The 24,570-nt window shown below is 66.7% G+C and carries 24 protein-coding genes; 15 read left to right on the top strand and 9 right to left on the bottom strand.

The features are described 5' to 3' along the window. The first annotated feature begins 100 nt into the window (after positions 1-100). From GTP77_RS18085 to GTP77_RS18070, 4 genes are read left to right on the top strand one after another with little or no spacing between them, the layout of a single operon-like run. The gene (locus tag GTP77_RS18085) at positions 101-535 is read left to right on the top strand and encodes a MarR family winged helix-turn-helix transcriptional regulator (protein WP_161073544.1); all 435 of its coding nucleotides are present in this window, start codon (positions 101-103) and stop codon (positions 533-535) included. 35 nt (positions 536-570) lie between these two features. Beyond that, a complete protein-coding gene (locus GTP77_RS18080) occupies positions 571-2,037 on the top strand; it encodes an MDR family MFS transporter (protein WP_187358762.1) in 1,467 nt (488 codons plus the stop codon). 2 nt (positions 2,038-2,039) lie between these two features. Beyond that, entirely contained in the window at positions 2,040-3,542 is a 1,503-nt protein-coding gene (locus tag GTP77_RS18075) for an efflux transporter outer membrane subunit (protein ID WP_161073543.1), read from the top strand. A gap of 8 nt (positions 3,543-3,550) precedes the next feature. Continuing rightward, on the top strand, positions 3,551-4,708 hold the full coding sequence (locus tag GTP77_RS18070) for an HlyD family secretion protein (RefSeq protein ID WP_161073542.1): 1,158 nt from the start codon (positions 3,551-3,553) through the stop codon (positions 4,706-4,708). A gap of 20 nt (positions 4,709-4,728) precedes the next feature. On the opposite strand, the gene GTP77_RS18065 is transcribed toward GTP77_RS18070, so the two are convergent. Both GTP77_RS18065 and GTP77_RS18060 read right to left on the bottom strand, forming a co-directional pair. Continuing rightward, a complete protein-coding gene (locus GTP77_RS18065) occupies positions 4,729-6,273 on the bottom strand; it encodes a hypothetical protein (protein WP_161073541.1) in 1,545 nt (514 codons plus the stop codon). Between the two features lie 140 nt (positions 6,274-6,413). Further along, complete coding sequence (locus GTP77_RS18060; protein WP_161073540.1) at positions 6,414-6,905, bottom strand: Lrp/AsnC ligand binding domain-containing protein; 492 nt, start codon at positions 6,903-6,905, stop codon at positions 6,414-6,416. Positions 6,906-7,016: 111 nt separating this feature from the next. Here GTP77_RS18060 and GTP77_RS18055 point away from each other — a divergent pair, with 111 nt between their 5' ends. Both GTP77_RS18055 and GTP77_RS18050 read left to right on the top strand, forming a co-directional pair. Then, the gene (locus GTP77_RS18055; RefSeq protein ID WP_161073539.1) at positions 7,017-8,300 is read left to right on the top strand and encodes a D-amino acid dehydrogenase; all 1,284 of its coding nucleotides are present in this window, start codon (positions 7,017-7,019) and stop codon (positions 8,298-8,300) included. Between the two features lie 187 nt (positions 8,301-8,487). After that, a complete protein-coding gene (locus tag GTP77_RS18050; protein WP_161073538.1) occupies positions 8,488-9,327 on the top strand; it encodes an HDOD domain-containing protein in 840 nt (279 codons plus the stop codon). Here GTP77_RS18050 and GTP77_RS18045 read toward each other — a convergent pair. Further along, on the bottom strand, positions 9,324-9,791 hold the full coding sequence (locus GTP77_RS18045) for an RrF2 family transcriptional regulator (RefSeq protein ID WP_161073537.1): 468 nt from the start codon (positions 9,789-9,791) through the stop codon (positions 9,324-9,326). The genes GTP77_RS18050 and GTP77_RS18045 overlap by 4 nt on opposite strands. A 183-nt stretch (positions 9,792-9,974) precedes the next feature. Between GTP77_RS18045 and GTP77_RS18040 the strand changes: the two genes are divergently transcribed. Genes GTP77_RS18040 through GTP77_RS18015 form a run of 6 tightly spaced genes read left to right on the top strand, consistent with a single transcriptional unit; the run spans position 9,975 to position 14,496 of the window. Further along, on the top strand, positions 9,975-11,648 hold the full coding sequence (locus GTP77_RS18040; RefSeq protein WP_161073536.1) for a cbb3-type cytochrome c oxidase subunit I: 1,674 nt from the start codon (positions 9,975-9,977) through the stop codon (positions 11,646-11,648). Positions 11,649-11,650: 2 nt separating this feature from the next. Beyond that, positions 11,651-12,265 (top strand): cbb3-type cytochrome c oxidase subunit II, encoded by a 615-nt coding sequence (locus GTP77_RS18035; protein ID WP_161073535.1) that lies wholly within the window; start codon positions 11,651-11,653, stop codon positions 12,263-12,265. Further along, complete coding sequence (locus GTP77_RS18030; RefSeq protein ID WP_161073534.1) at positions 12,262-12,864, top strand: c-type cytochrome; 603 nt, start codon at positions 12,262-12,264, stop codon at positions 12,862-12,864. Before GTP77_RS18035 ends, GTP77_RS18030 begins: the two co-directional genes overlap by 4 nt. Then, positions 12,839-13,492 carry an SCO family protein gene (locus tag GTP77_RS18025; protein ID WP_161073533.1) on the top strand — a complete coding sequence of 218 codons (654 nt, stop codon included), beginning with the start codon at positions 12,839-12,841 and terminating at the stop codon, positions 13,490-13,492. Before GTP77_RS18030 ends, GTP77_RS18025 begins: the two co-directional genes overlap by 26 nt. Then, complete coding sequence (locus GTP77_RS18020; protein WP_161073532.1) at positions 13,489-14,115, top strand: hypothetical protein; 627 nt, start codon at positions 13,489-13,491, stop codon at positions 14,113-14,115. Before GTP77_RS18025 ends, GTP77_RS18020 begins: the two co-directional genes overlap by 4 nt. A gap of 3 nt (positions 14,116-14,118) precedes the next feature. Continuing rightward, positions 14,119-14,496: a group III truncated hemoglobin gene (locus GTP77_RS18015; RefSeq protein WP_161073531.1), complete on the top strand. Its 378-nt coding sequence runs from the start codon at positions 14,119-14,121 to the stop codon at positions 14,494-14,496. Between the two features lie 186 nt (positions 14,497-14,682). Here the strand turns inward: GTP77_RS18015 and GTP77_RS18010 are convergent, their stop codons facing one another. Then, on the bottom strand, positions 14,683-15,891 hold the full coding sequence (locus GTP77_RS18010; protein ID WP_161073530.1) for an EAL domain-containing response regulator: 1,209 nt from the start codon (positions 15,889-15,891) through the stop codon (positions 14,683-14,685). Between the two features lie 11 nt (positions 15,892-15,902). Next, a complete protein-coding gene (locus GTP77_RS18005) occupies positions 15,903-17,912 on the bottom strand; it encodes a PAS domain-containing hybrid sensor histidine kinase/response regulator (RefSeq protein ID WP_161073529.1) in 2,010 nt (669 codons plus the stop codon). A gap of 99 nt (positions 17,913-18,011) precedes the next feature. On the opposite strand from GTP77_RS18005, the gene GTP77_RS18000 reads away from it, so the two are divergent. Both GTP77_RS18000 and GTP77_RS17995 read left to right on the top strand, forming a co-directional pair. Then, positions 18,012-18,290, top strand: coding sequence for a TehB family protein (locus tag GTP77_RS18000; RefSeq protein WP_228896183.1), 279 nt, complete (start codon positions 18,012-18,014; stop codon positions 18,288-18,290). Between the two features lie 37 nt (positions 18,291-18,327). Beyond that, complete coding sequence (locus GTP77_RS17995; protein ID WP_187358761.1) at positions 18,328-19,353, top strand: transporter; 1,026 nt, start codon at positions 18,328-18,330, stop codon at positions 19,351-19,353. A gap of 33 nt (positions 19,354-19,386) precedes the next feature. Here the strand turns inward: GTP77_RS17995 and GTP77_RS17990 are convergent, their stop codons facing one another. Beyond that, complete coding sequence (locus GTP77_RS17990) at positions 19,387-19,950, bottom strand: dihydrofolate reductase family protein (protein ID WP_161073528.1); 564 nt, start codon at positions 19,948-19,950, stop codon at positions 19,387-19,389. 80 nt (positions 19,951-20,030) lie between these two features. Between GTP77_RS17990 and GTP77_RS17985 the strand changes: the two genes are divergently transcribed. After that, positions 20,031-20,411, top strand: a complete 381-nt coding sequence (locus GTP77_RS17985) for a hypothetical protein (RefSeq protein WP_161073527.1) — start codon at positions 20,031-20,033, stop codon at positions 20,409-20,411. A gap of 69 nt (positions 20,412-20,480) precedes the next feature. Here the strand turns inward: GTP77_RS17985 and GTP77_RS17980 are convergent, their stop codons facing one another. The 3 genes from GTP77_RS17980 to GTP77_RS17970 all read right to left on the bottom strand — a co-directional run bounded on the left by GTP77_RS17980 (position 20,481) and on the right by GTP77_RS17970 (position 24,311). Next, positions 20,481-21,119 (bottom strand): FABP family protein, encoded by a 639-nt coding sequence (locus tag GTP77_RS17980; RefSeq protein WP_161073526.1) that lies wholly within the window; start codon positions 21,117-21,119, stop codon positions 20,481-20,483. A gap of 67 nt (positions 21,120-21,186) precedes the next feature. Next, the gene (locus GTP77_RS17975) at positions 21,187-23,862 is read right to left on the bottom strand and encodes a bifunctional diguanylate cyclase/phosphodiesterase (protein ID WP_229202252.1); all 2,676 of its coding nucleotides are present in this window, start codon (positions 23,860-23,862) and stop codon (positions 21,187-21,189) included. Further along, complete coding sequence (locus tag GTP77_RS17970) at positions 23,859-24,311, bottom strand: type 2 periplasmic-binding domain-containing protein (RefSeq protein WP_228896178.1); 453 nt, start codon at positions 24,309-24,311, stop codon at positions 23,859-23,861. Before GTP77_RS17970 ends, GTP77_RS17975 begins: the two co-directional genes overlap by 4 nt. Between the last annotated feature and the right edge of the window lie 259 nt (positions 24,312-24,570).

Here is a 24,570-nt window from a genome sequence, read left to right as displayed (position 1 = left end):
CCGCATCGATACCGCCAGCCTACCATGCCTGCCCCATTGCTATCGAGCAAAGTAGCATGCTACACTAATCGTTAGATCCCTAACCATTAGATAGCTCAGCATGGAATTGACACTCGAAGAACGCTTCTCGCTCGCGTTGCACACCACCGCGCGCGCCTGGCGCCTGGCGCTGGACCGGCGCCTGAAAGACCTCGGCATGGGCCAGGCCAGCTGGATGGCGATCGCCGCCGTTGCCAAGAGCCAGCCGCTGTCGCAGACCGAGCTGGCGCGCCTGCTCGGCGTGGAAGACCCCACCATGGTGGCCATGATCGACCGCCTGGTGAAAGCCGGCTACCTGCAGCGCACGCCGTCGGACAAGGACCGCCGCGTCAAGCTGGTGTCGCTGACGCCGGACGGCAACGACATCTACAACCGCGTGAAGAAAGAGGCCAACGCCTTCCGCCAGGAGCTGCTGGGCGACGCCGATCCGGCCACGCTGGCCATCGTTACCGGCTTCCTTGAGCAGCTGCAAACGGCCGTCGAGTCCAAGCTGTGACCACGGGCAGCGCCGAGGCGCCGATCAACCGCCGCATGATCACGCTGTCCATCATGCTGGCCACCATCATCCAGGCGCTGGACGGCACCATCGCCAACGTGGCGCTGCCGCACATGCAGGGCAGCCTGTCCGCCTCGCAGGACCAGATCACCTGGGTGCTCACCTCCTTCATCGTGGCCGCCGCCATCGCCACCCCGCTGACGGGCTGGCTGTGCGACCGTTTCGGGCAAAAGAACGTCTTCCTCGTGTCGGTGGCAGGCTTCACGCTGGCCTCGGTGCTGTGCGGCCTGTCCGCCACGCTGGGCGAAATCGTCGCGGCGCGGCTGCTGCAAGGCGTGTTCGGCGCGGCGCTGGTGCCGCTGTCGCAGGCCGTCCTGCTGGACATCAACCCGCGCGAAAAACACGGCTCGGCCATGGCGGTCTGGGGCATGGGCGTGATGATAGGCCCCATCCTCGGCCCCACGCTGGGCGGCTGGCTCACCGACAGCTACGACTGGCGCTGGGTGTTCTTCATCAACGTACCGGTAGGCGCGCTGGCGTTCTACGGCATCTGGAAATACATCCGCCCCACGGCAGCGCCGCGCAAGATGCGTTTCGACGCCTTCGGCTTCGCCACCCTCAGCCTGGCCATAGGCGCGCTGCAAATGCTGCTGGACCGGGGCGAGCAGAACGACTGGTTCGCCTCCAGCGAGACCTGGATCGAGGCCATCGTGCTGGCGCTCAGCTTCGCCTGGTTCGCCGCGCACACCGCGCTCACGCCGGCCGGCCAGTCCTTCTTCAACTACCGCCTGCTGAAGAACGCCAATTATGTGAGCGGGCTGCTGTTCATCTTCATCGTCGGCCTGGTGCTGTTCGCCACGCGGGCGCTCACCCCTTCGCTGCTGCAAGGGCTGATGGGCTACCCGGCGCAGCTGGCCGGCATGGTCACGGCGCCCAGCGGTCTCGGCACCATGGTGGCCATGATGCTGGTGGGCCGCCTGGTGGGCCGCTACGACGTGCGCCTGCTGCTGGCAATCGGCTTCGCCATCACCGCGTTTTCGCTGTGGCAGATGAGCGGCTACACGCTGGTGCTGTCCACCGGCGACATCATCTGGCCCGGCGTGATCCAGGGCCTGGGGCTGGGACTGGTGTTCGTGCCGCTGAGCGCCGCCACCTTCGCCACCCTGTCGCCCGAGATGCGCGCCGAAGGCACGGCCATCTACAGCCTGGTGCGCAATATCGGCAGCAGCGTGGGCATCGCGCTGGTGCAGGCGCTGCTGGTGCGGAATACGCAAACCGTGCATTCGGCGCTGGCCGAGCGCGTGGCCGTCAGCGACACCGCGCCGGACGCCCTGGCCCTGCTGAACGCGGAAGTCACGCGCCAGGCATCGATGATCGCCTACGTGGACGACTTCTGGCTGATGACATTGCTGACCCTGGCGGTGATCCCGCTGTTGCTGCTGATACGCCCTGCAGCCAAAACCGCCGCTCCGGCTCCCGTTGACCATGCGGCCATGGATTGAACATGAATAAAAAAATCACACTCCCCAAGCTCGCCACGCTGACCGCGCTCGCCTGCGCACTGGCCGGCTGCGCCCACGTACCGGCCGAACGCAATGCGCCGCTGGCGCAGCGTGACGTCGCCGCCACGGTCATCGCGGAAGACATCAAACTGGCCCGCGACGGCTGGCCCGAAGCGCGCTGGTGGGGCAGCTACGGCGACCCGCAGCTGGACGGCCTGATCGCCGCCGCGCTGGCGGCCAATCCCAATCTGGACACCGCTGCCGCGCAGATCGCGTCCGCGCACTCCACGCTGGACCGCACGCGCTCGGCCGCCGGGCTGGAAGCCGGCGTCTACGGCGGCATGAACCGCCAGCGCTACTCCGCCACCGGGCTGTTCCCCGCGCCCATAGGCGGCAGCTACTTCACCGAGGAGACCGTGCGCGTGGAAGCGCGCTACAACTTCGACTGGTGGGGCCGCAACAAGGCGCAAGTGGCGGCAGCGGCGGGCGAGGTCCACGCCCACCAGGCCGACTACGCGCAAGCGGAACGCGCGCTGGCCGCAGCCATCGCGCAAAGCTACTTCCGCCTGCAGGGCGGCTGGGCGCGCCGCGCCAACCTGGCGCAGCTGGCCACTGCGCAGCAAGCCGTGATCGACGACGCCGCCAAGCGCATCGCGCGCGGCCTGGGCGTGAGCGACGAAGAGCGGCAAGCCAGCGGCGAACTGGCGCAGCTCAGGAAGCAGCTCGCCCAGCTCGACGGCGACAACCTGCGCGAACGCGAAGCCCTGCGCGCCCTGCTCGGCGGCGACAACGCGCCCGGCGCCGGCGCATCCGGCACTGCGGCCGATGCCGCGCCGCGCGCCACCACAGCGCAGCTGCTGGCCGCGCTGCAGCCGCGCGCCTTGCCCGCCGGTCCGCACGCGCTGCCGTCGCGCCTCGGCATGGAGCTGCTGGCGCGCCGCCCGGACCTGCAAGCGGCGCGCTGGCGCGTGGAAGCGTCGCTCAGCCGCATCGACGCCGCCAAGGCCGCGTTCTATCCCGACATCAACATCAGCGCCGCCGCCGGCCTCAACTCGATCTCCTTCGAGCGGCTGCTGGAAGCGCCTAGCCGCACGCTGTTCGCCGGCCCCACCATCACGCTGCCGCTGTTCGACAGCAAGCGCCTGGCGGCACAGCTGGAAGGCACGCGCAGCGAACGCAACGCGCTGGTGGCCGAATACAACCGCGCCGTAGTCGCCGCCGTGCGCGACGTGGCGCAGGACGCGGCCGCCGTCCAGGCGCTGGAAGCGGAGACCGCCGAACAAGCGGCCGCCAGCGCCAGCGCCCAGTCCCTGCTGCGCTCCGCGCAAGCCAAGCTGGCGGGCGGTCTGGCCGGCCAGCGCGCCGTGCTCAACGCCAGCCTGAACGCCCTGCGCCAGCAGGACGCGGCCCTGCAGCTCCAACAGCTTTCGCTGCAAGCCGAAGTCGCCCTGATCCATTCCCTCGGCGGCGGCTACCGCGCCGATACCGCATTCACCCTGAAATAAGCCGAGCCATGACCACTGCCACCCCAACCCCAGCCAACAACAAGAAACGTGTCCGCGTCCTGGCGGGCATCACCCTGGCCTTCGTCGCCGCCGGCGCGGCCTACGCCTTCTACTACGAGACCGTGCTGTCCAGGCAGCAGGAGACCGACAACGCCTACGTGGGCGGCAACCTCGTCACGCTGTCCTCCCAGGTGGCGGGCAATGTCGCCGAGATCCGCGCCGACGAAACCCAGCTGGTGCAAGCCGGCGCGCAAATCGTCAAGCTCGACCCGGTGGACGCGGAAGTGGCGCTGGAACTGGCTCAGGCCCGCCTCGGCGCCGCCGTGCGCCAGGAACGCCAGCGCTATGCCGACGTGGGCCAGTTCGACGCCGCCGTCACCCAGCGCAAGCTGGCCCTGAAAAACGCGCAGGACGACCTGGCGCGCCGCCTGCCGCTGGCGGCCGACCATACCGTCTCCGGCGAGGACGTGGAACACGCGCGCCAGGCCGTGGCCAACGCCCAGGCGGCCATCGAGGTGGCGCTGAAGCAGAGCGAGGCCGCGCACGCGGGCGTGGCCGGCGTGGCGCTGGCCGAACACCCCGCCGTGCAGGCGGCGCGCGCCGACTACATGCAAGCCTGGCTGGCTGCGCGCCGCAACGCCATCGTGGCGCCGGTGTCCGGCTACGTGGCCAAGCGCAGCGTGCAGGTGGGCGCGCGCATCACGCCCGGCATGCCGCTGCTGTCCATCGTACCGCTGGACCAGCTGTGGGTGGACGCCAATTTCAAGGAATCGGAACTGCGCAGCATCCGCATCGGCCAGCCCGCCACGGTGGAGGCGGACCTGTACGGCAGCAAGGTGGAATACCACGGCAAGGTGCTGGGCCTGTCGGCCGGCACCGGCAGCGCGTTCTCGGTGCTGCCCGCGCAAAACGCCAGCGGCAACTGGATCAAGGTGGTGCAGCGCGTGCCGGTGCGCATTGCGCTGGACGCCAAAGAGCTGGCCGCGCATCCGCTGCGCATAGGCCTGTCGACCACGGTGAAGGTGGATATCAGCAAAACCGACGGCGCCATGCTGGGCAGCCCCATGCCGCAAGCGCCCATCTACAGCACCAGCACCTTGGCCCAGCCGCTACCGCAGGCCAGCGCGGCGGCGGACTCCATCATCGCGCGCAATATGGTCCACTAAGTGGCGCACTGAATGATGTACTAAGCCTGCTGCCGCAGGTGGTTCTCGAGCTGTTCGATGGCCGCCTGCGACTGCGCGATCACCTTGCCGGCGATGCGCTCGCGCATGCCCTGCACCCGTCCCGCCGCCTCGGCCTCCAGCAGCAGCGGCGTGAGCATCTGCCGGGCGGACTCGTGGAAGCCCAGCGACACCTGGTCCAGCTGCGCCAGATAGGACTGCTCCGCCACTTTCAGGCGCGCGCGCAGCTCGTCCTCGAAGGCGCGGCGCTTGTCCCGGATTTCCGAACGCTTGCGCTTGCCGCCGTCGCTGAACCACTTGAACGCCCCCGCCAGCAACACCGCCCCGCCTACGAAAGGCGCGGCCGGCGCCAGCACCGGCATCACCACCGCCACGCCGAACAGATAAGCCACCGTCCCGGTGCCCGCCGCCGCCACCGCGCCGCCCATCAGCGTGAGGCTGGCGGCGGTATCGACCGTGTTCACGATGCGCGTGCCGATGCGCAAGCCGGGCATCAGCCTGGCCAGCGCGGCATGGTGCTCGCGCTGGAACACGCTGGCCTGCCCCAGGCGCATGCCGGACTGGAACAGGCGCAGATCGTGCTGCATCAGCTTGAGCGCCTCCTCCTTGCGCCGCACCACGCGGTCCAGGCGGCGCTCCATCTCCTGGCCGAACTGGTTGCGGCCTATGCTTTCCCACACCTCACCCTCTTTCCACTGGTCGGTGGCAAGGCGGTCGGCGATGGCCAGCTCGATGGCGTTGCCCGCATCGTGCACAGCGTCGTCGATGTCCTGGAACAGGGTGCTGCGCTCGTAGGCCACGCGCGCATCCACCAGCGCCAGCCGCTGCTGCACCTGGGCGCGCAACTCCAGCGCGGCGCTCATCATGCGCTCGGCATTGGAGGCGGACGCGGCCAGCGAGGCGGCCAGCTCCTGGTAAGCGCCTATGCCCTGGACGATGGTGGCCGTAGCCTGCCGCACCATGCCGCGCAGCTGGTCGTCGTCCAGCTTGCCGCTCTGGAAGCGGCGCGCGCCGTCCAGCAGCTCAACGTGGCCGGTGCTGCGGCCGAAGTCCGCCACCACGTCGGCCAGGCTGCGGCCCGCCACCAGCTTGCGCGCCTGCTGGCCCAGGCTGCTGAGCAGGCCGCGTTCGTCTTCCGGCGGCAGCATGGCCAGTTCATCGGTGCGCAGGCGCACGCCCAGCGCCCTGGCCACGCGCTGCGCCAGCGCGCGCGCCTTGGGGCCTTGCAGCGCCACCAGCGGACGCAGCATGGCGTAGGCGCTGTCCCGGGTCTGCTGGTCCACTTCGGGCGAGCAGCGCGCCAGCGCGTTCAGCGCCCAGTCCACGCTCACGCCGGACTCGATCGCGTTCAATACCAATGCAGTGAAAACGGCGGAGGCCTTGCCTTCGCCCGCCAGGTCGGCGACGGCGGCAAACTGGCCCAGGGTGACGGTGCCATCGGCTGCCGCCAGCGCCCCAACAGTACGCGCCAGCGCCGAGCCGAAGCTCTGATCGGACGACAGGTGCTCGTCCAGCGTGCGGATTTCTAAGGGTTTTTCAGCATCCATCCAGTACTCGTGGGAACAATTTCAAGGCATCCGGCATACCGGCTCACATTGGATCCGAGGGCTGGCATGGCTGCCGCCCGGTCGAGATCATTATAGTTCGCCCGGAGAATGTGGCAACCTTGATAACGCTCAATCGTGTGCTAGACCGCTTCGGTGGACAGGAACAGCGTTTCCTTGATCTCCTCCATCACCACGTAGCTCTTGCTCTGCGCCGCGCCCGGCAGCTGCAGCAGCATCTCGCCCAGCAGCTTGCGGTACTCGGCCATCTCGTGGATGCGCGCCTTGATCAGATAGTCGAAATCGCCCGACACCAGGTGGCACTCCTGCACCTCCGGTATGCGCAGCACCTCGCGCCGGAACTGCTCGAACATCGAGGCCGACTTGGTGTTGAGCGTAATTTCCACAAACACCAGCAGCTTGGCGCCCAGAGCCGGCGGATCGATGCGGGCATGGTAGCCCGTGATGACGCCGTCGCGCTCCATGCGCTTCACGCGCTCGATGGCCGGCGTGATCGACAAGCCAACCTGCTCGCTCAAATCCTTCATGGAAATGCGTCCGTCCTCCTGCAGGATGCGCAGGATCTTGCGGTCCATCTTGTCCAGGATGCGGACGGAATCCTTCTGAATACGCATGATTTTTTACTGAATTGTTGAATTTTTATAGTAACAAACACTAGTAGAACAAACTTATCATAGCGTTATATCTGGCACAAGCCATAAAAACTCATCCACAAAGGAAGCGTTATGCGTATCGTCATTCTTGGCAGCGGCGTCATCGGCGTCACCAGCGCGTATTACCTGGCCCGCGCAGGCCATGACGTGACCGTGCTGGACCGCCAGCCCGCCTCCGCGCAGGAAACCAGCTTCGCCAACGCCGGCCAGATTTCGCCCGGCTACGCTTCCCCGTGGGCCGCGCCCGGCATTCCGCTGAAAGCCATGAAATGGATGCTGCAGCGCCACGCGCCGCTGTCCATCACGCCCGACGGCACCCTGTTCCAGCTGCAATGGATGTGGCAGATGCTGCAGAACTGCAATGCCGACCGCTACGCCGTGAACAAGGAACGCATGGTGCGCCTGGCCGAGTACAGCCGCGACTGCTTCAAGGCGCTGCGCGCCGCCACCGGCATCGAATACCAGGGCCGCCAGAAAGGCACGACCCAGCTGTTCCGCACCCAGCAGCAGCTGGACGGCGCCGCCAAGGACATCGACGTGCTCAAGGAAACCGGCGTGCCTTACGAACTGCTGACCCGCGAGCAGCTGCTCAGCGCCGAACCCGGCCTGGACAAGGACAAGCTGGTCGGCGGCCTGCGCCTGCCCAACGACGAGACCGGCGACTGCCAGCTGTTCACCACCCGTTTGACCGCCATGGCGGTGGAGCTGGGCGTGAAGTTCCGCTACAACACCGAGATCGACAGCCTGGTCATGGAAGGCGGCGAGATCAAGGGCGTGCTGACCGACGCCGGCCTGGTGCAGGCGGACAGCTACGTGGTGGCGATGGGCTCCTATTCCACCCAGCTGCTGCAGGACATCGTCAAGATCCCGGTGTATCCGCTGAAGGGCTACTCCATCACCGTGCCTATCGTGGACGCCGCCAAGGCGCCCACCTCGACCATCCTGGACGAAACCTACAAGATCGCCGTCACCCGCTTTGACGACCGCATCCGCGTGGGCGGCATGGCCGAGATCGCCGGCTTCGACAAGCGCCTCAACCCGCGCCGCCGCGAAACGCTGGAAATGGTGGTCAACGACTTGTTCCCGGGCGCCGGCGACACCGCCAAGGCCACCTTCTGGACCGGCCTGCGCCCGATGACGCCGGACGGCACGCCCGTGGTCGGCCCCACCGCCGTGCGCAACCTGTTCATCAACACCGGCCACGGCACGCTGGGCTGGACCATGTCCTGCGGCTCGGCGCAGCTGCTGGCGGATATTATCTCCGCCAAGCGCCCGGCCGTCTTTGCCGACGACCTGTCCGTCAGCCGCTACAGCAAGCAGCCCGGCCAGCGCGCGCCGCAGCTCGCCAACGCCTGAGCCGCTGAAGCACCGGCGGGTTACGCTCCGCTAACCCGCCCTACGCTACGATGCTGTAGGGCGGGTTAGGCCGGAGGCCGTAACCCGCCATGCCACGGCCGCGCTCGCCGTTGTGCCGGCACCACCGGCGGACGCCGGGTGCGATTGGCCGTTGTGCGGCCCACGCGCCCTGCGTATAATTTTTTACATGAATAAACTAGAAGCTTACGGCCACATCGCCGCCCTGGCGATACGCGGCGATCTGGTCTTCCCCACCAGCGTCAACGCGGCGCTGCGCGTTCAGCTCGCGCTAGACGACCCCGAGTGTCCCATCGACGAAGCGATCCGCCTGGTGCTGGCCGAGCCCCAACTGGCGGCGCGCACCGTCGCGCTGGCCAACTCGGCCATGTTCAACCGCACCAATGGCCCGGAAGTGACCAATGTGCGTGCCGCCATCATGCGCATCGGCTACCACAACCTGTTCGCGCTGGCCGCCGCCATGGTGGTGCGCCAGTTCGGCAGCAAGATCGCCGACCCGGAGCTGCGCGCCAAGGCCGAGCAGCTGTGGCAGCACACGGTGCACGTGGCCTGCCTGGCCCGCATCATCGCGCGCGACGTCACCTACACCAATCCGGACACGGCGCTGTTTGCCGCCATCGTGCACGAAGTGGGCAATTTCTACCTGCTCTCGCGCGCCGATGAATTCCCCGGCCTGCTGGAAGACGACCCGGAAAACTGGCAGCCCGCCAGCGAGGAAATCATCACCCGCGAAGTGCTCAAGAAACTGAACATCCCCGAGCCGGTCAGCACCGCCATCCAGGGCATGCGCGACAGCTTCCTGCAGATTCCGCCGGAAACCCTGCTCGACACCCTGCTGCTGGCCAATCACCTGTCGCCGGTGGCGTCCCCGCTGCAGGCCGCGCCGCGCGAGCTGCCGCCCCACTCCGAATCGGTGATCGACCTGTTTATCGACGAAGAAATGATGGAAGAACTGCTGGCCCAGGCCGGCAAGGACGCCGAGGCCATGAACGCGACCATGCTGGTCTAGGCTTCCGCCTTGGCCGCCAGATGCAGCTGCACCGGATGCGGCTGCGCTTCCGCCGGCGCGCCCCGCTTGGGCAGCAAGTCGGCCAGCGTCACCCCGTCCAGCACCTTCAGATAGGCGTCCGTCGCCTCCTCCAGCTTGGTCTTCAGGAAGCAGGCGCCGTTGAACACGCAGGTATTGTGTTCGCCGTCGAAGCACTCGGCCATGTAAAAATCGCTCTCGCTGCCGCGCACCACGGCGCCGATATTGATGTCGGCCGGCTCGCGCTTGAGCCGCAGGCCGCCGTTGCGCCCGCGCACCGTCTCGGCCAGGCCGATCACGCCCAGCTGGTGGATCACCTTGGTCAGGTGGTTCTTGGAAATCTTGTGCAGGTCCGCAATGTCCTGGATCGTGACCAGCTTGTCGCGGTTCATACCCAGATACATCAGCGAGCGCAGCGTGTAATCAGTAAACGAAGTCAGTCTCATGGCGTGGCCATCCAGAATTTAAACATGCATACAAAGTATTGCTTTAAGTCCAGCCCTAATGTAGCATTCATTATATAGCTTATTGCTCGTTCAGCTCATTGTTCTCCCATTTTCAATAAAGACACGGATCCCTTTTTCTGTGACACTTGTTGTAGTTTAAATCAGGAAAGGTTGACGCCCATCATGGACACCGTGACCATATTGCTCTCCTCGTTTATTTTGTCCGTCACCGGCTTGCTGGTGTTCATCTGGTCGCTGCGCAAGCGCATGTTCGACAAGGAATCGGCCGCCGCCCACGTGATCTTCTCCACCGGCGAGCTGGGCCACGGCGAAGAACCCGCCGCCAGCGCCACCCAGCGAGCCGGGCTGGCCAAGCCGGTGCCCGGCGAAACCAAGGCTGTGCTCAACCCCGAACAGCAAGCCGCGCAGAACCAGGAACTGGCCGACCGCATCGAAGCCGACCGTTCCAGCGCCTTTGTCTGCTTCGTCTTCCTGGCCTGCGCCATGGTGTGGCTCATCGTCGCCTCGCTGGCCGGACTCACCAGCTCCATCAAGCTGCACGAACCGGACTGGCTGGTGCAGCAGGCCTGGCTCACCTTCGGCCGCATCCGCACCATCCACCTGAACGCCGTGGCCTACGGCTGGGCGCCCATGGCCGCGTTCGGCGTCGCCATCTGGCTGCTGCCGCGCCTGCTCAAGACGCCGCTGGTGGGCGCGCGCTACGCCATCCTCGGCTGCATGCTGTGGAACGCCGGCCTGATCGCGGGCCTGGGCTGCATCGCCGCCGGCCTGAACGACGGCATGGAATGGCTGGAAATCCCCTGGCAGGTGGACATACTGCTGGTGGCCGGCGGCGCGCTGGTGGGCTTCCCGCTGGTGTACACGCTGCAAAACCGCAAGGTGCACCACCTGTATGTGTCGGTCTGGTACATGGGCGCGGCCCTGTTCTGGTTCCCCATCCTGTTCCTGATCGGCAACTTGCCCGCCGTCCACTTCGGCGTGCAGCAGGCAGCCATGAACTGGTGGTTCGGCCACAATGTGCTGGGCCTGTTCTACACGCCCATGGCGCTGGCCTCGGTCTACTACTTCCTGCCCAAGATCATCGGCCGCCCGGTGCAGTCGTACAACCTGTCGCTGCTAGGCTTCTGGACCCTGGCCTTCTTCTACGGCCAGGTCGGCGGCCACCACTTGATAGGCGGCCCCGTGCCCGGCTGGCTGATCACCCTCTCCATCGTGCAAAGCGTGATGATGGTGGTGCCCGTGATCTCCTTCTCGATCAATCAGCACCTGACCATGCGCGGCTACTTCTCCAAGCTGATCTACTCGCCCACGCTGCGCTTCATCGTGCTGGGCGGCATGATGTACACGCTGAGTTCCATCCAGGGCTCGGTGGAAGCGCTGCGCGCCGTCAACACCGTGGCCCACTTCACCCACTTCACGGTGGCCCACGCCCACCTCGGCCTGTACGGCTTCTTCACCATGGTCATGTTCGGCGCCATCTACTTCGTCATGCCGCGCATCATGGCCTGGGAATGGCCTTACCCCAGCCTGATCGCGGTGCACTTCTGGCTGGTGGTGCTGGGCTTCTCCATCTACTTCATCGGCCTGACGACCGGCGGCTGGCTGCAAGGCCTGGCCATGCTGGACGCCTCCAAGTCCTTCATGGACTCGGTGGCCGTCACCATCCCCTACCTGCAAAGCCGCTCGGTGGGCGGCGCGATCATGACGCTGGGGCATATCGTGTTCGCCGGCCACTTCGCCGCCATGGCCCTGCGCAACGGCCCGCGCCGCATCGGCGCCGCCCTGCTGCACACCCGCAGCGCCGGCGCGCAGGCCACCAACCTGGCGGGAGCATAAGCATGCAAGACGAACTGAAACTGCTGGGCGGCGCCATGGTGACGCTGGCCCTGGCCACTTCCGCGCTGGTGGTGGTGCCCCACATCCAGCTGAGCAAACTCGAAGCGCCCGCCGGGCTCAAGCCCTACACCAGCGCCCAGCTGCGCGGACGCGAATCCTACATCCGCAACGGCTGCGTGTACTGCCACTCGCAGCAGCCACGCGACAAGGCGCAGGCGCCTGACGACAAGCGCGGCTGGGGCCGCGCCTCGGTGGCCGGCGACTACTTCTACGACAAGCCCCACCTGCTGGGCACCATGCGCACCGGGCCGGACCTGTTCAACATCGGCGCGCGCCAGCCCAGCGCCGACTGGCACCTGGGCCACCTGTACCAGCCGCGCGCCTACACGCCCGGCTCCATCATGCCGTCCTACCCCTATCTGTTCGACATCAAGGACGCCGCCGAACCGGGCGACCGCGTGGTCAACCTTCCGCCCGGCTACAACCCGGCCGGCAAGATTGTCGTCGCCAAGCAGGAAATGCTCGACCTGGTCAGCTACCTGCAAGGGCTGGACCACACCTACCCCGTGATCGCAGCCCCGACGCCGGCGGCCGCAGCGAAAGGAGCGGCCAAATGAAAACCGAACTCCCGCAGCACGACGCGCAAGAGCGCGAAAATGCCGACCCGCACGAACAAGGCCGCCCGGTGCCCAAGCTGGTGCTGCTGGTCGTCACCGCAGTGTTCGCCTGGGCGATAGGCTACATCTTCACCACCCAGCGCGACGACGACCCCGCCCTGGGCGACCGCCGCACCATGTCCACGCTGATGGGCAAGACCGCCGACGCCGGTGGCGGCGGCGCCGTGGACGGCGCCCAGATCTACGGCGCCCAATGCGTCGCCTGCCACCAGGCCACCGGCGCCGGCCTGCCCGGCGTGTTCCCGCCGCTGGCCGCCTCCGAATGGGTAACCGGCAAGGATACGCTGGCCGCCAACATCGTCCTGCACGGCATCACCGGCAAGCTGACCGTGAAAGGCAGCGCATATAATGGCCAGATGCCCGCCTTCAAGGACAAGCTGAGCGACGCCGAAGTGGCCGCAGTGCTGAGCCACATCCGCAGCCAGTTCGGCAACAGCGCGCCCAAGGTCAGTCCCGACACGGTGAAAGCCGCGCGCGAAGAAGGCAAAGAGCGCAAAGACCCATGGAATGGTGATGACGAGCTGGAAAAACTTAAGTAAATACCGCACCGCCGCCGCCCTGCTGCTGCTGACCGCAGCCGGCACGGCCGCCCTGTACACCGGCACCTCCGGCTTCCGCGTCATCTCCACGGAAGCCGGGCGGCGCCTGGACATAGCGGACCATCCGCGCGCGCTGCCCGTGGCCCAGGTCGTGGCCGCCACCGGCCAGCCGCAGCCCGCCACGCTGCAGCAAGCGCTGCGCAGCGACGCGCGCGTCGCCATCGTCACCTTCATCTACACGCAATGCAACGCCATGTGCTCCGTGCTCGGCTCCGAATTGCAGCAGATGCAGGACAGCCTGCGCCAGCGCGGCCTGCATGACAAAGTGCGCCTGATCAGCATCAGCTTCGACCCGCGCGACACGCCGCAACTGCTGGCCAGCTACGCCGGCAAGCAGAAAGCGCAGCCCGGCACCTGGCAATTCCTCGCCATGCCCGACGCCGCGCAGCGCCAGCAGGTGCTGGACGCCTTCGGCATCGTCGTGCTGCCCGCGCCGCTGGGGGAATTCGAGCACAACGCCGCCTTCCACCTGATCGACCAGCAAGGCCGCCTGGCGCGCATTATCGACTTCACCGACGGCAAGGGTGCGCTCGACACCGCCCTCGCCATGGCAGGAGGCGCGCCATGAGCCCCAGCAACGCCGCCGGCAACGTCCTCGAACAACGCGACCGCTCGCGCCTGCGCCTGTTCGGCCAAATCTGCGGCGCCCTGCTGCTGGCGGGCGCCTTCCTGTTCCGCGGCGCGCTGGAAAAGACCATGCTCGGCCACATGGTCGCGCAGCTGCCCATGATCTTCCTCGGCGGCCTGCTGCTGTTCGGGCGCGCCGCGCGCAACAGCGCAGTGCTGGCCAGCTACGACCGGCACGGCCTCACCGGCCTCACCGCGCTGCTCCTCATCAGCAGCTACTGGATGATCCCGCGCGCGCTGGAATTCAGCCTCACCATGCCAGCCTACGAAGCGGCCAAGTTCGCCTCCTGGGCGCTGCTGGGCGCCGTGCTGCCCGGATCGATTGCGCGCGCCAACATCGTCATCCAGCTGTTCTTCCTCGGCAACTACTGCGCCATGACCGCCATTGGTGGCATGCTCTACCAGGACGTGCCCGAACAGCTCTGCAACGCCTATTTGAAAGACGACCAGGCGCTCACCGGCGCCTTCCTCATCATCGTCGCCGTGGCCGCCGCCGTAGGCTGGTGCATCTACCGATTCCCCGCGCTGAACGCGCCCACCCCACCCGCCCCCGTCCGAGACTAAGCCATGCAGTACGAAGAACTGAACACCGCCACCATCACCGCCCTGGTCCACGAATTCTATGACGGCGTGCGCGCCGATCCCGAGCTCCAGCCCGTATTCGACGCCGCCATCGGCGGCGACTGGGAGCCGCACCTGGCGCGCATGGTCGACTTCTGGAGCACGGTCATGATGGGCACCAAGCAGTTCCAGGGCAACGTCTTCGGCACGCATATGCAGCTGAGCGGCATCGAACCGCAGCACTTCCGCCGCTGGCTCACCCTGTTTGAAATGACCGCCGCCCGCCTGTTCGCCCCGGCGCTGGCCGGCGAATTCCTCACCGTCGCCCGCCGCATCGCCGCCAGCCTGCAATACGGCTACTTCGGCAAAGTCGTCGCCCAATAAGCCTTCGCCCCGCCGGGGTCAGTTCTGTCATCACGCCATATAAAATTGGGGTCAGTTCTTAAAATTGGGGTCAGTTCTCGCTTCGCGTCATGCTTTCCGGCATGACGTGATGCGAGAACTGACCCCAGCGGGATTATGGCGTGATGACAGAACTGACCCCGGTGGTGGCGGACCCCGGTGGTGGCGCTAAGCAGCGGCGGCGCTGAGGGCGCGGTGGGTTTCGGTCCAGCGCGCGATGGCGCCCGGGAGGTCGGCTGCGCTTTGGGGGCGCGCCATGAAGTAGCCTTGGGCGTAGCCGCAGCCCATGCGCTTGAGCAACGCCCAGTCTTGCCGCGTCTCGACGCCTTCGGCCACGGAGCTGAGGCCGAGACGCCCTGCGAGGTCGAGGCTGCTGGCCAGCATGGTGCGCGTGGTTTCGCTGGCGCAGGCGCCGGTGACGAAGGAGCGGTCTATCTTGAGCTCGGAGAACGGGATCTGCGCCAGTTGCTGCAGGCTGGAGTAGCCGGTGCCGAAGTCGTCTATCGAGAGCCCGTAGCCTTTCATACGCAGCCGCGTGAGGTTCTCCAGGCAGTGCGGCAGGTCCGTCATGGCGGTCGATTCAGTAATCTCGAAAACAAAATGCCGGCTGCCGATGCCTTGTTCTGCGAGGTAGAAGATGATGCGGTCCGCGTAGCCCGGCTGCTCCAGAGAGGACAGCGACAGGTTCACCGAGATTCTAAACTCCATGCCCTGCGCCGCCCACGCCTTCCAGGCCGCTGCGGACTGCTCCAGCATCTGCCAGGTAAGTTCGTCGATCAGGCCGAGCCCTTCCAGCTTGTCGATAAACGCGCCCGGCGCCACCACCCCGGCTTGCGGATGCCGCCAGCGCGCCAGCGCTTCCACGCTGTCGATACCGCCGTCCGCCAGCCTCGCCTTGGGCTGGAAGTACGGCAGGAATTCGCGCCGCTCCAGCGCCGCGCGGATCTCGTCTTCGCTGAACACTGCACGCCGCGCGCGCTGGCTTTCGGCCACCGGGCCGTAGCTCGCGATCAGTTGCCGCAGCTTGTCCGGCGTGGCGGGCTTTTCTATCACGCCCAGCAAGTGCACGCCGTAGGCGCGCGCCATGGTTTCCACCGAGGCCAGCAAGGCCCGGTCCAGCGCGCTGGAGACGATGATGTGCGCTGGACTGTGCAGCTCGGCCAGGTGGCGTATCAGTTCCATGCCGTCCATGCCTGGCATGTTCAGGTCGACGATGGCGATATCGATGGCGGCGCGCTGCAGCACTTCCAGCGCGGCCGCGCCGTCGCCCGCTTCGGCCACTTGCACTGCGCCCAGCAGCTTGAGCATGCGCACCAGCGATTTGCGCTGGAAGCTGTGGTCTTCGGCGACCAGGAAGTTGAGGGTTTCGGTTGGCATGGCGGCTCTTCCTAATTGACGGCTTGTGGCAGGCGGGCGCTCAGCTGCGCGTAGGCGTCTTCAAACGCGCTGCGGGCACGCTCGGCGGCGCCGGGGTCGTTGTCGCGCCAGGCGCGCTCCAGCAGTTCGGCGGCCTGCGCATAGGGCACGGCGCCTATGGTGCGCGCCGCGCCCTTGATGGCGTGGGCAATGCGGCCAATGGCTTGCAGGTCGCCGCGCGCAAAGGCGCGCTCCAGCGCGGCGTGGTCGCTGTCGTTGGCGGCGGCAAATTCGGCCAGGATCTCGGCGCTGGCGGCAGCGTCGCCGCCGGCCAGTTCGGCCAGCATGGCGGCGTCGAGCAGCTGCTCGTCTTGCGCTTGCCGCGGCAGCCATTTGTCCAGTATCCGCGCCAGCGCCGCGATGGCGGTGGGCTTGGCCAGGTAGTCGTCCATGCCGGCGGCGAAGCAGATGCTCATCTCGCTGGCGTAGGCGTTGGCGGTGCAGGCGATCAGCGGCATGCGCGCGCGCCCTTCTTCCTGTTCGATGCTGCGGATGGCGCGCGCCAGCGCGTAGCCGTCCATCTCCGGCATTTCGCAGTCGGTGATGGTGAGCGCGTAGCGGCCGCTGCGCCATTTGCGCAGCCCTTCCACGCCGTTGCTGGCGGTCTCGGCCTGCAAACCGAGTGCTTCGAGCTGCCGCAGCAGCACCTTGCGGTTGGTGGGATGGTCGTCCACCACCAGCACCGGGCTGCCGCTGCGCGCACCCTGCGATGCGGCGGCGGCGCTTGCCGCATGCGCGGCCGGCGACGCGGGCGCGGCGGCGCCCGGCGCCACGTCCCGCTGCCTTGGGTCGGCCACGGCCAGCGCCAGCGTGAGCGACATGCGCGTGCCCTTGCCCAGCGTGCTCTCCATTTCGATGGCGCCGCCCATGCCGCGCGCCAGTCCGGCGCAGATGGTCAGGCCCAGGCCGGAGCCGCCAAAGCGGCGCGCGGTGTCGCCCTCGGCCTGCACGAAGGGCTGGAACAGGCGCGCCTGCTGCTCGGGCGCGATGCCGATGCCCGTGTCGCTGACGGTGAAGCGCACCGTCTCGCGCCCGCCTTCCACGCGCAGCAGCTCGGCGCGCAGCTCCACGCTGCCGCTGGCGGTGAACTTGATGGCGTTGCTGGTGAAGTTGTGCAGGATTTGTCCCAGCCGCAGCGGGTCGGCCAGCAGCGCGGGGCTGATGCGCGGGTCCACATGGCGCGCCAGAAGCAGGTCCTTGCTGGCCGCATTGCCCAGGTGGGTGCGGTAGATGTTCTCCACCACGTCCTCGCCGATGGCGACCGGCTCGACCTGCACTTCCAGCTTGCCCGCTTCGATTTTCGAGAAGTCCAGGATATCGTCCAGTATGCGCAACAGCTCCTTGCCCGAGTGCTCCACCAGCTCCAGCGTGGCGCGCTGTTCGGCGTCCAGGCGGCTGAGTCCCAGCAGCTCCAGCATGCCCAGCACGCCGTTCATGGGCGTGCGGATTTCATGGCTCATGGTGGCCAGGAAGGCGCTCTTGGCGCGGTTGGCCGCGTCGGCGGTCTCCTTGGCCTGCTGCAGCGCCGCCTCGGTGGCTTTCAGGGCCGAGATGTCGCGCATGATGGCGGTGAATTTGCGCTCGCCGCGCTCGGCCTGCTCGCCCAGCGACAGGTGCACGTGGAAGCGCGAGCCGTCCTTGCGGCGCGCGCAGACGTCGCGCCGGTGTCCCATCACCTTGGATTCCCCGGTCTGCACGTAGCGGCCGATGTAGTGGTCATGCTGGCCGTGGTCCGGACCGGGGATCAGCAGCTTGACGTTGCTGCCCTTCATTTCGTGGGCGCGGTAGCCGAACATCTCCTCCGCACTGGGGTTGACGGTCTCGATGATGCCGCGCGCGTCGATGGTGATGATGGCGTCCGAGGCCGAGTCGATCATGCGCTGCAGCCGCTGCGAGGCGTTCCAGATGCGTATCAGCGATATCAGCAGCAGCACACCCGCCACGGCGGCGGCGATCAGCAATAAGGTGGTGGTGGTTTCCATGCAAACCATCGTAGTCCAGCCTCATCAATAAATCAAGCATTTAAAATGCATGTTTAAGAATTTTGGTCTACAATGGCTTCAAACCTCAACCAGGAGTCCATGATGAAGACCTTGCCCGACAACGTCGCTCACTACAAAAGCACCGCCGTTTTCACCGAGCACACTGTGCCCGGCGCCCTGCAGCGCAACCACAATACCGCCGCCGGCGTGTGGGGCCGCATCACCATCCTCGAGGGCGCGCTGCTGTACCACATCAGTGAACCGGAACGGGAAACCATACGGCTCACGCCGGAGCAGCCGGGCATCGTCGAGCCGCGCGTGCTGCACGAAGTCGAGGTGATCGGACCGGTGCGTTTCCAGGTGGACTTCCACAGGTAACAACCGTTTGCTATGCTTGCGGCACTCAACCTTGGAGATGCCCATGCTGATCAACGCGCCTGCCTACGGATCGGACCAATCCGGCCTGGTTTGCGGCTATCTGTTCGGCCGCGACCATCAGCCCTTGCCGATCGAAGCCGGCGCGGCGCAGGAATGGCTGGCGCAGCCTGGCCACCATGAGGGGGAATTCATCTGGCTGCACTTCAACCTGGCCAACACCGCCACGGAAAAATGGATGAAGGAGCACGTCACGCTGGCCGAGGAGTTCTATGAGAGCCTGCACGAAGGCCAGCGCTCGACCCGCATCGAACTGGCCGACAATGCGCTGATCGCCGTCGTCAACGACGTGGTGCACGACTTTTCCTTCGATCCCTCCGACATCGCCACCTTGTGGCTGAGCGTGGACCGGCAGGTGGTCATCAGCGCGCGGCGCCAGCCGCTCAAGGCCATCGAGGGCCTGCGCCAGGCCGTGCGCGGCGGCGAGCCGATACGCTCGCCGGTGGAGCTGCTGACGCATCTGCTGCGCGACCAGGCGGACGCGCTGGTCAAGATCGTGCGCGACGCCATCGTCCGCGTGGACGGCATCGAGGACAATCTGCTGCAGGGGAAATTAAAACGCAAGCGCACCGACCTGGGCGCGCTGCGGCGCGTGCTGGTGCGCCTGCGCCGCCTGCTGGCGCCCGAACCGGCGGCGCTGTTCCGCCTGCTACAAAAGCCGCCCGGCTGGGTGGCCGATGTGGACAGCGAGGAGCTGCGCGCGGCCACCGAGGAATTCGCGGTGGTGCTGAACGATATGGCCTCGCTGCAGGAGAGGATCAAGCTGCTGCAGGAGGAAATCGCGGCGCAGGTCAACGAGAGCAACAACCAGAGCCTGTATGTGCTGACCATCGTCACCGTGCTGGCCCTGCCCATCAACATCATCGCCGGCCTGCTGGGCATGAACGTGGGCGGCGTGCCGATGGCGAACGACCCGTCGGGATTCTGGGTGGTGGCCACCATCGTGGCCGCGTTCACGGCGGTCGCCGGCTGGCTGGTTTACCGCAAGCAGCAGGACCAGGAATAGTAAGGCGGGTTGGGCGGCGCCAGCCGCCGTACGCTATTTCAGCGCCGCCTTGTGGACGTCGTAGCGCAGCTCGGCCATGCTGGTGCCCATCTGGCGCATGGATGTGAGGCTCAGAACCGGACTCAGAACCCGGCGGGGGAACAGCGGCCTGCCTTTGCCCAGCGTGACCGAACCCACCTGCAGTATCAGCTCGTCCAGCAGGCCGGCGTCGTAGAACTGGCCGGCAAGATCCCCTCCTCCAACCACCCAGATATTTTTCCCGCCCGCCGCCGCCTGCATGTCGGCGTACACGCTGCGCACGTCGCCGCTGGCAAAGCGCAGGTCCGCGCCTTCGATGGCGGGCAGCTTGCGGCTGGTGAAGATCCACGTCGGTTGCCTGTAGGGCCAGGCCGAGCCTACCTCGGCGATGACCTTGTCCGCATTGCGCATCATCCATTCATAGGTCGTCGCCCCCATGGCCAGCGCACCCACTTCAGCAATGAATTCGGGATAGCTGGACTGGCCGACCTCGCCCAGCGGGAACAGCCAGTCCAGCGAGTCGTCCTCGGTGGCGATAAAGCCGTCCAGGCTGGTCGCTGCGTAGTATTGGGTTTTCATGCTGCCCCTCCCTTGGCGATGGAATAGGCATATTAACAAGCTTGTGCGAGAATCGCGATTCCTGCATACCCGGGCTGCCCATGATAGAAATCCTGTTCCAGTTCCTCGGCGAGTTCCTGATCCAGATCCTGGGAGAGGCACTGATAGAAATGGGCTTCCACGCGATTGCGGAGCCGCTGCGCAAACCGCCCCGGCCCTGGATCGCGGCCATAGGCTACTTCCTGATCGGCGCCATGGTGGGCGGCCTGAGCCTGCTGGTGATCTCTTCGCACCTCGTGTCGGGCCAGGGTTTGCGCATCGCTAACCTGGTCTTCACGCCGGTGGCCGCAGGACTGTGCATGTGCGCGGCCGGCGCGTGGCGCGCGCGGCGCGGCCAGGCGCTGCTGCGCATCGACCGCTTCGCTTATGGCTACTTGTTTGCGCTGGCCTTTGCGCTGGTGCGCTTTGCATTGGCGCGCTGAGACCGGGCTGGCGTTTCGACGGCGCTGGCGGGTTACGCGCGATGCGCTAACCCGCCCTACGCGGCTCGCTTATTTGCGGGCTTGGGGGTTGGGCGTGGCGTCGGCCACCTTGCGCAGCAGGTTACGGTCGACGTGGTGGAAGGGCTCGTCCTCTTTGCCGCGTATCAGCATGACGGTGTCTTCCTCGTAGCCCCAGGTGCCGTCGTCGTTGATGGTGACCTTGATGCGGTACTCCACCGTCTTGAAGCCGAATTCGAGGAAGGGATTGGAGCGGATGCCGTAGGTGTCGGACTCGCGGTAGGCCACCAGCTCGAAGGACTTCGCGTCCGGCGCGGCGGTGCCGGAGGCCATGGCGATCTGGCCGCGCGGGATGGCCAGGGTCTGGATCACGGTGTTGGTGGCCGGTTCCCACAGCCAGTAGCCCACCTGCTCGTGGTAGGTCTTCACCTGGTCCGGCTTGGTGATCAGGATAACGTAGCGCAGGCCGTAGAACAGCTGCGGGCCGTTGGTCACCGGGTCGATGGGCTGCAGTTCGATGCGCTCGACGTAGGCCTGCTTGCGCGGGCCGTCTTTCTTGGGTTTGATGTCCAGCCCGCGCTCGCCCTCGAAAATGCCAGCCATCGCGGTCAGCGGGCCCAGGTTGGCCAGGGTATTGACGTCCACGTCGGACGGTTCGGTGTAGATATCGTCGGAGAATTGTTGGCTCATGGCTGCTGAAATCTTAATAGATGCGATTTAGCAATTGTAGCGCATGCAACGGGAGCGGGATGCTGGACTAAGTGGAGAGCGCTTCTCCCTGCGCTTCCAGCATGCCCTGGATCTGCTCCGGCATCACCGGGCGGCTGAACAGATAGCCCTGCATGTCGTCGCAGCCGCTGTCCTGCAGGAAGCTGCGCTGCTGCACGGTTTCCACGCCCTCGGCGATCACGCGCAGCTGCAACTGGTGCGACAGCGAGATGATGGCGCGCGCGATGGCCTGGTCGTCGCTGCTCACATCCAGGTCGCGGATGAAGGACTTGTCGATTTTCAGGCTGCTGATGGGGAAGGACTTGAGCGCGGCCAGGCTGGAGTAGCCGGTGCCGAAGTCGTCGATGGACAGCGAAATGCCCATGGCCTTGAGCTCGCGCATCTTGGCGATGGCCTGCTGCAGGTCGCGCATGATCAGGCTTTCGGTCACTTCCAGTTCCAGCCACTGCGGCGCTAGGCCGCTCAGCTCGAGCGCGCGCTGCACCCGCATGACCAGGCGCGCGTCGTCGAACTGGCGCGCCGACACGTTGACCGAAATGGTCACCGGCGCCAGGCCCCCCAGCTGCCATGCGCGCGCCTGGCGGCAGGCCGTCAGCAGCACCCATTCGCCGATGGAGACGATGGCGCCGCTTTCCTCGGCCAGCGGGATGAACTGGTCCGGCGCCATCATGCCGCGCACCGGATGCTGCCAGCGCAGCAGCGCTTCCACGCCGAACACCATGCCGGTGTCCAGGCTCACCTTGGGCTGGTAGTAAATGCGGAACTGCTCCTCGGCCAGCGCGGTGCGCAGGCCGTCCATCAACTCCAGCTTTTCCTCCAGGCTGGCGTTCATTTCCATGGTGTAGAACTGCACATTGTTCTTGCCGGTGTCCTTGGCGCGGTACATGGCGGCGTCGGCGTTCATCAGCAGCGTGTCGGCGTCGCAGCCGTCGCGCGGATACATGGCCACGCCTATGCTGCAGCTCACCTGCACCGGCTGGCCGCCCAGCACCACAGGGCGTATCACCGCCTCGCGCACCTTCTCCAGCAGCAGCATCAGCGCGCCTTCGCTGTCGCGCTGCTCCGGCAGCACCAGCACGAATTCGTCGCCGCCGAAACGGCCCACCGTGTCGTGCCGGCGCACGCAGCCCACCATGCGCGAGGCCACCTCGGTGAGCAGCTGGTCGCCGGCGGTGTGGCCCAGGCCGTCGTTCACCAGCTTGAAGCTATCGAGGTCGATAAAGGCCACCGCCACTTCGCGGTCGTTGCGCTCGCCGTGCAGTATCGCCTGCTGCAGACGGTCGGCGATCAGGCTTCGGTTGGGCAGGCCTGTCAGGCTGTCGTGGTGCGCCAGGTGGACGATGCGCTCCTCGGCCAGCTTGCGCTCGCTGATGTCGCGCACGATGGCCACCACGCCGCCGTCCACGCCCACCACCTGCCAGTGCAGCCAGTTGGCGTGCAGCTGCGGCATGCCGTTGCGCTGCTCCTCCTGGTAGACGCCGCCCACTTGCGCAATGTGCGCCAGGGTTTCGAATTTGCCGCTCACGCGCACCTGCGGCAGCCAGCCGCACAAGGTCATGCCCTTGAGCTGGGCGCGCGTCAGGCCGGACAGCGCTTCGGCGCGGCCGTTGGCCTCCGCGATGTCGAAGTCCGTCACCATGCCGCGCCGGTCGCGCACCGCGCGCAGCACGAAGAAGGCGTCCATGCTGCCCTCGGACGCGGCGGCGTAGGTTTCCTGCGCGTGGCGGATGCGGCGGCGCGCCATGGCGCCCTGCCAGGTCCAGATCCACAGCAGCGCCGCCAGCATCACCACCACGGCGCTGGCCACGCCGGCCTCCCACAGGCTGGCCACGCGGCGGCGCTCGAACACGGCCAGCTGCTCGTGCTCGGCCAGGCCGGCAACCGCCGTCAGCGCAAAGCCGTGCATGGGGCGGGCCATTGTGTAGCGCCCCACGCCGTCCCAGGAATTGGCCAGGCTGGCGCCGACTTCGGCGCGCAGGTCCAGCTGCTGGCCCCAGCTGATCTTGTCGCCCACGCGCAGCGCGCGCACCACGCCGTCGTTGCCCACCAGCGCCAGCATGCCCTGCTCGCCCTGGCGGCGGCGCTCGTAGCCGCTGGTGAAATAGGCCGGGTCCACTTCCATCACGGCCACGCCGGCGAACTGGCCGGCCGCGTCGTCAAGGCGGCGGGTGAAATGCAGGCGGGCGTCGCCGCTGGCGGCGTCGCGCAGGGTCTCGCCGGCGATGGCGCTGTGGCCCGGCGTCTCCTGGTGGAATTTGAAATAGGGCTGGTCGGCCACCGATACCGGCCGCGCCGCCGGATTGCGCGCCACCACGCGGCCCTGCGCGTCGGCGATGCTGATCGAGTACACCAGGGCGGACGGCAGCAGGCCGTGCTGGTTCAGTTCCGCCAGCGCGTCGGCCGCGCCCCTGCGCTCGACCGCGTAGGCAATCACTTTCAGGCTCTGGTCTATGCCGCCGAGGTTGCGCGCCACCTGGGCTTCGTAGGTGTCCACCAGCTCGCGCACCGAGTCGGCCGCGCCCTTGCCGGCCGCCTCGCGCTCAATGCCGATGAAATGGAAAGTGAAGGCCCAGATCGCGCCCAGCAGCAGCACGGTGAAAAACGGCAGCGAGACATAGGTCTCCAGCAGCAGCCGCAGCCAGCGCTTGCGCTTGGCGCCGCCGGCTGCGCCCGCATTGCCCCAGTTGCTCCCGCCCGCCATCATTTCACCACCAGCACAACGCGCACGCTGGCATTGAGCGCGGCGCGGTCGATATAGCCGATCAAGGCGGGGTCGGCCGCCACCATGCGGCGCACGGCGGCGCTGCCGGCCGCTTCGCGCGGCGGCTGGCCGCGTCCGGTGAACATCATCTTGGTCCAGTGCGCCTTCATCTGCTCCGGCGCGCGCCCGGCCACTTTGCTGTAGAACTCGTTGCGCGCCGCCGAGCCCAGTTTCTGGTCCAGCGCCACGGCCTCGCCGCCGCCGGGATAGCGCGCCGCTTCGGCCAGGAAAATGTCGGCCACCTGCCGCGCCTGCAGCGCCATGACCGGGCTCTTGGCCGATACGACCACCACCAGCTCGCGCGCACCCGCCTGCGCCTGCCATGCGCAGGCGCACAGCAGGCAGCATAGCAGCCTGATAGCGAGGCGGCGGACGGAAAAGGCGTTCAGCATGACGTTTATTTGTTTTTCTGCGACAGTGCAACATGCCAGCCGCCAGGGGCGGTGGCTAACCAAAGGTAACCGGGCGAGAGCAGGCTGGGATGAGGCCTGTCATGGGGAATCCAGCGTGAGCCCGGCACTTTATCGTAGCTGCTAGTAACTGTCGATCACTTTCTCGGTAGAACTACTTATTTGGATTATGGAAATATTAATCTGTAGTAGAACGCCATGCCGTCATTTCTCAGCGTTGTCAGCAATTTAAGTTGCAAGC

The organism is Pseudoduganella aquatica (assembly GCF_009857595.1).
In the GTDB taxonomy this organism is placed as follows: domain Bacteria; phylum Pseudomonadota; class Gammaproteobacteria; order Burkholderiales; family Burkholderiaceae_D; genus Rugamonas; species Rugamonas aquatica_A.
This window is presented reverse-complemented; position numbering and strand designations above follow the sequence as displayed.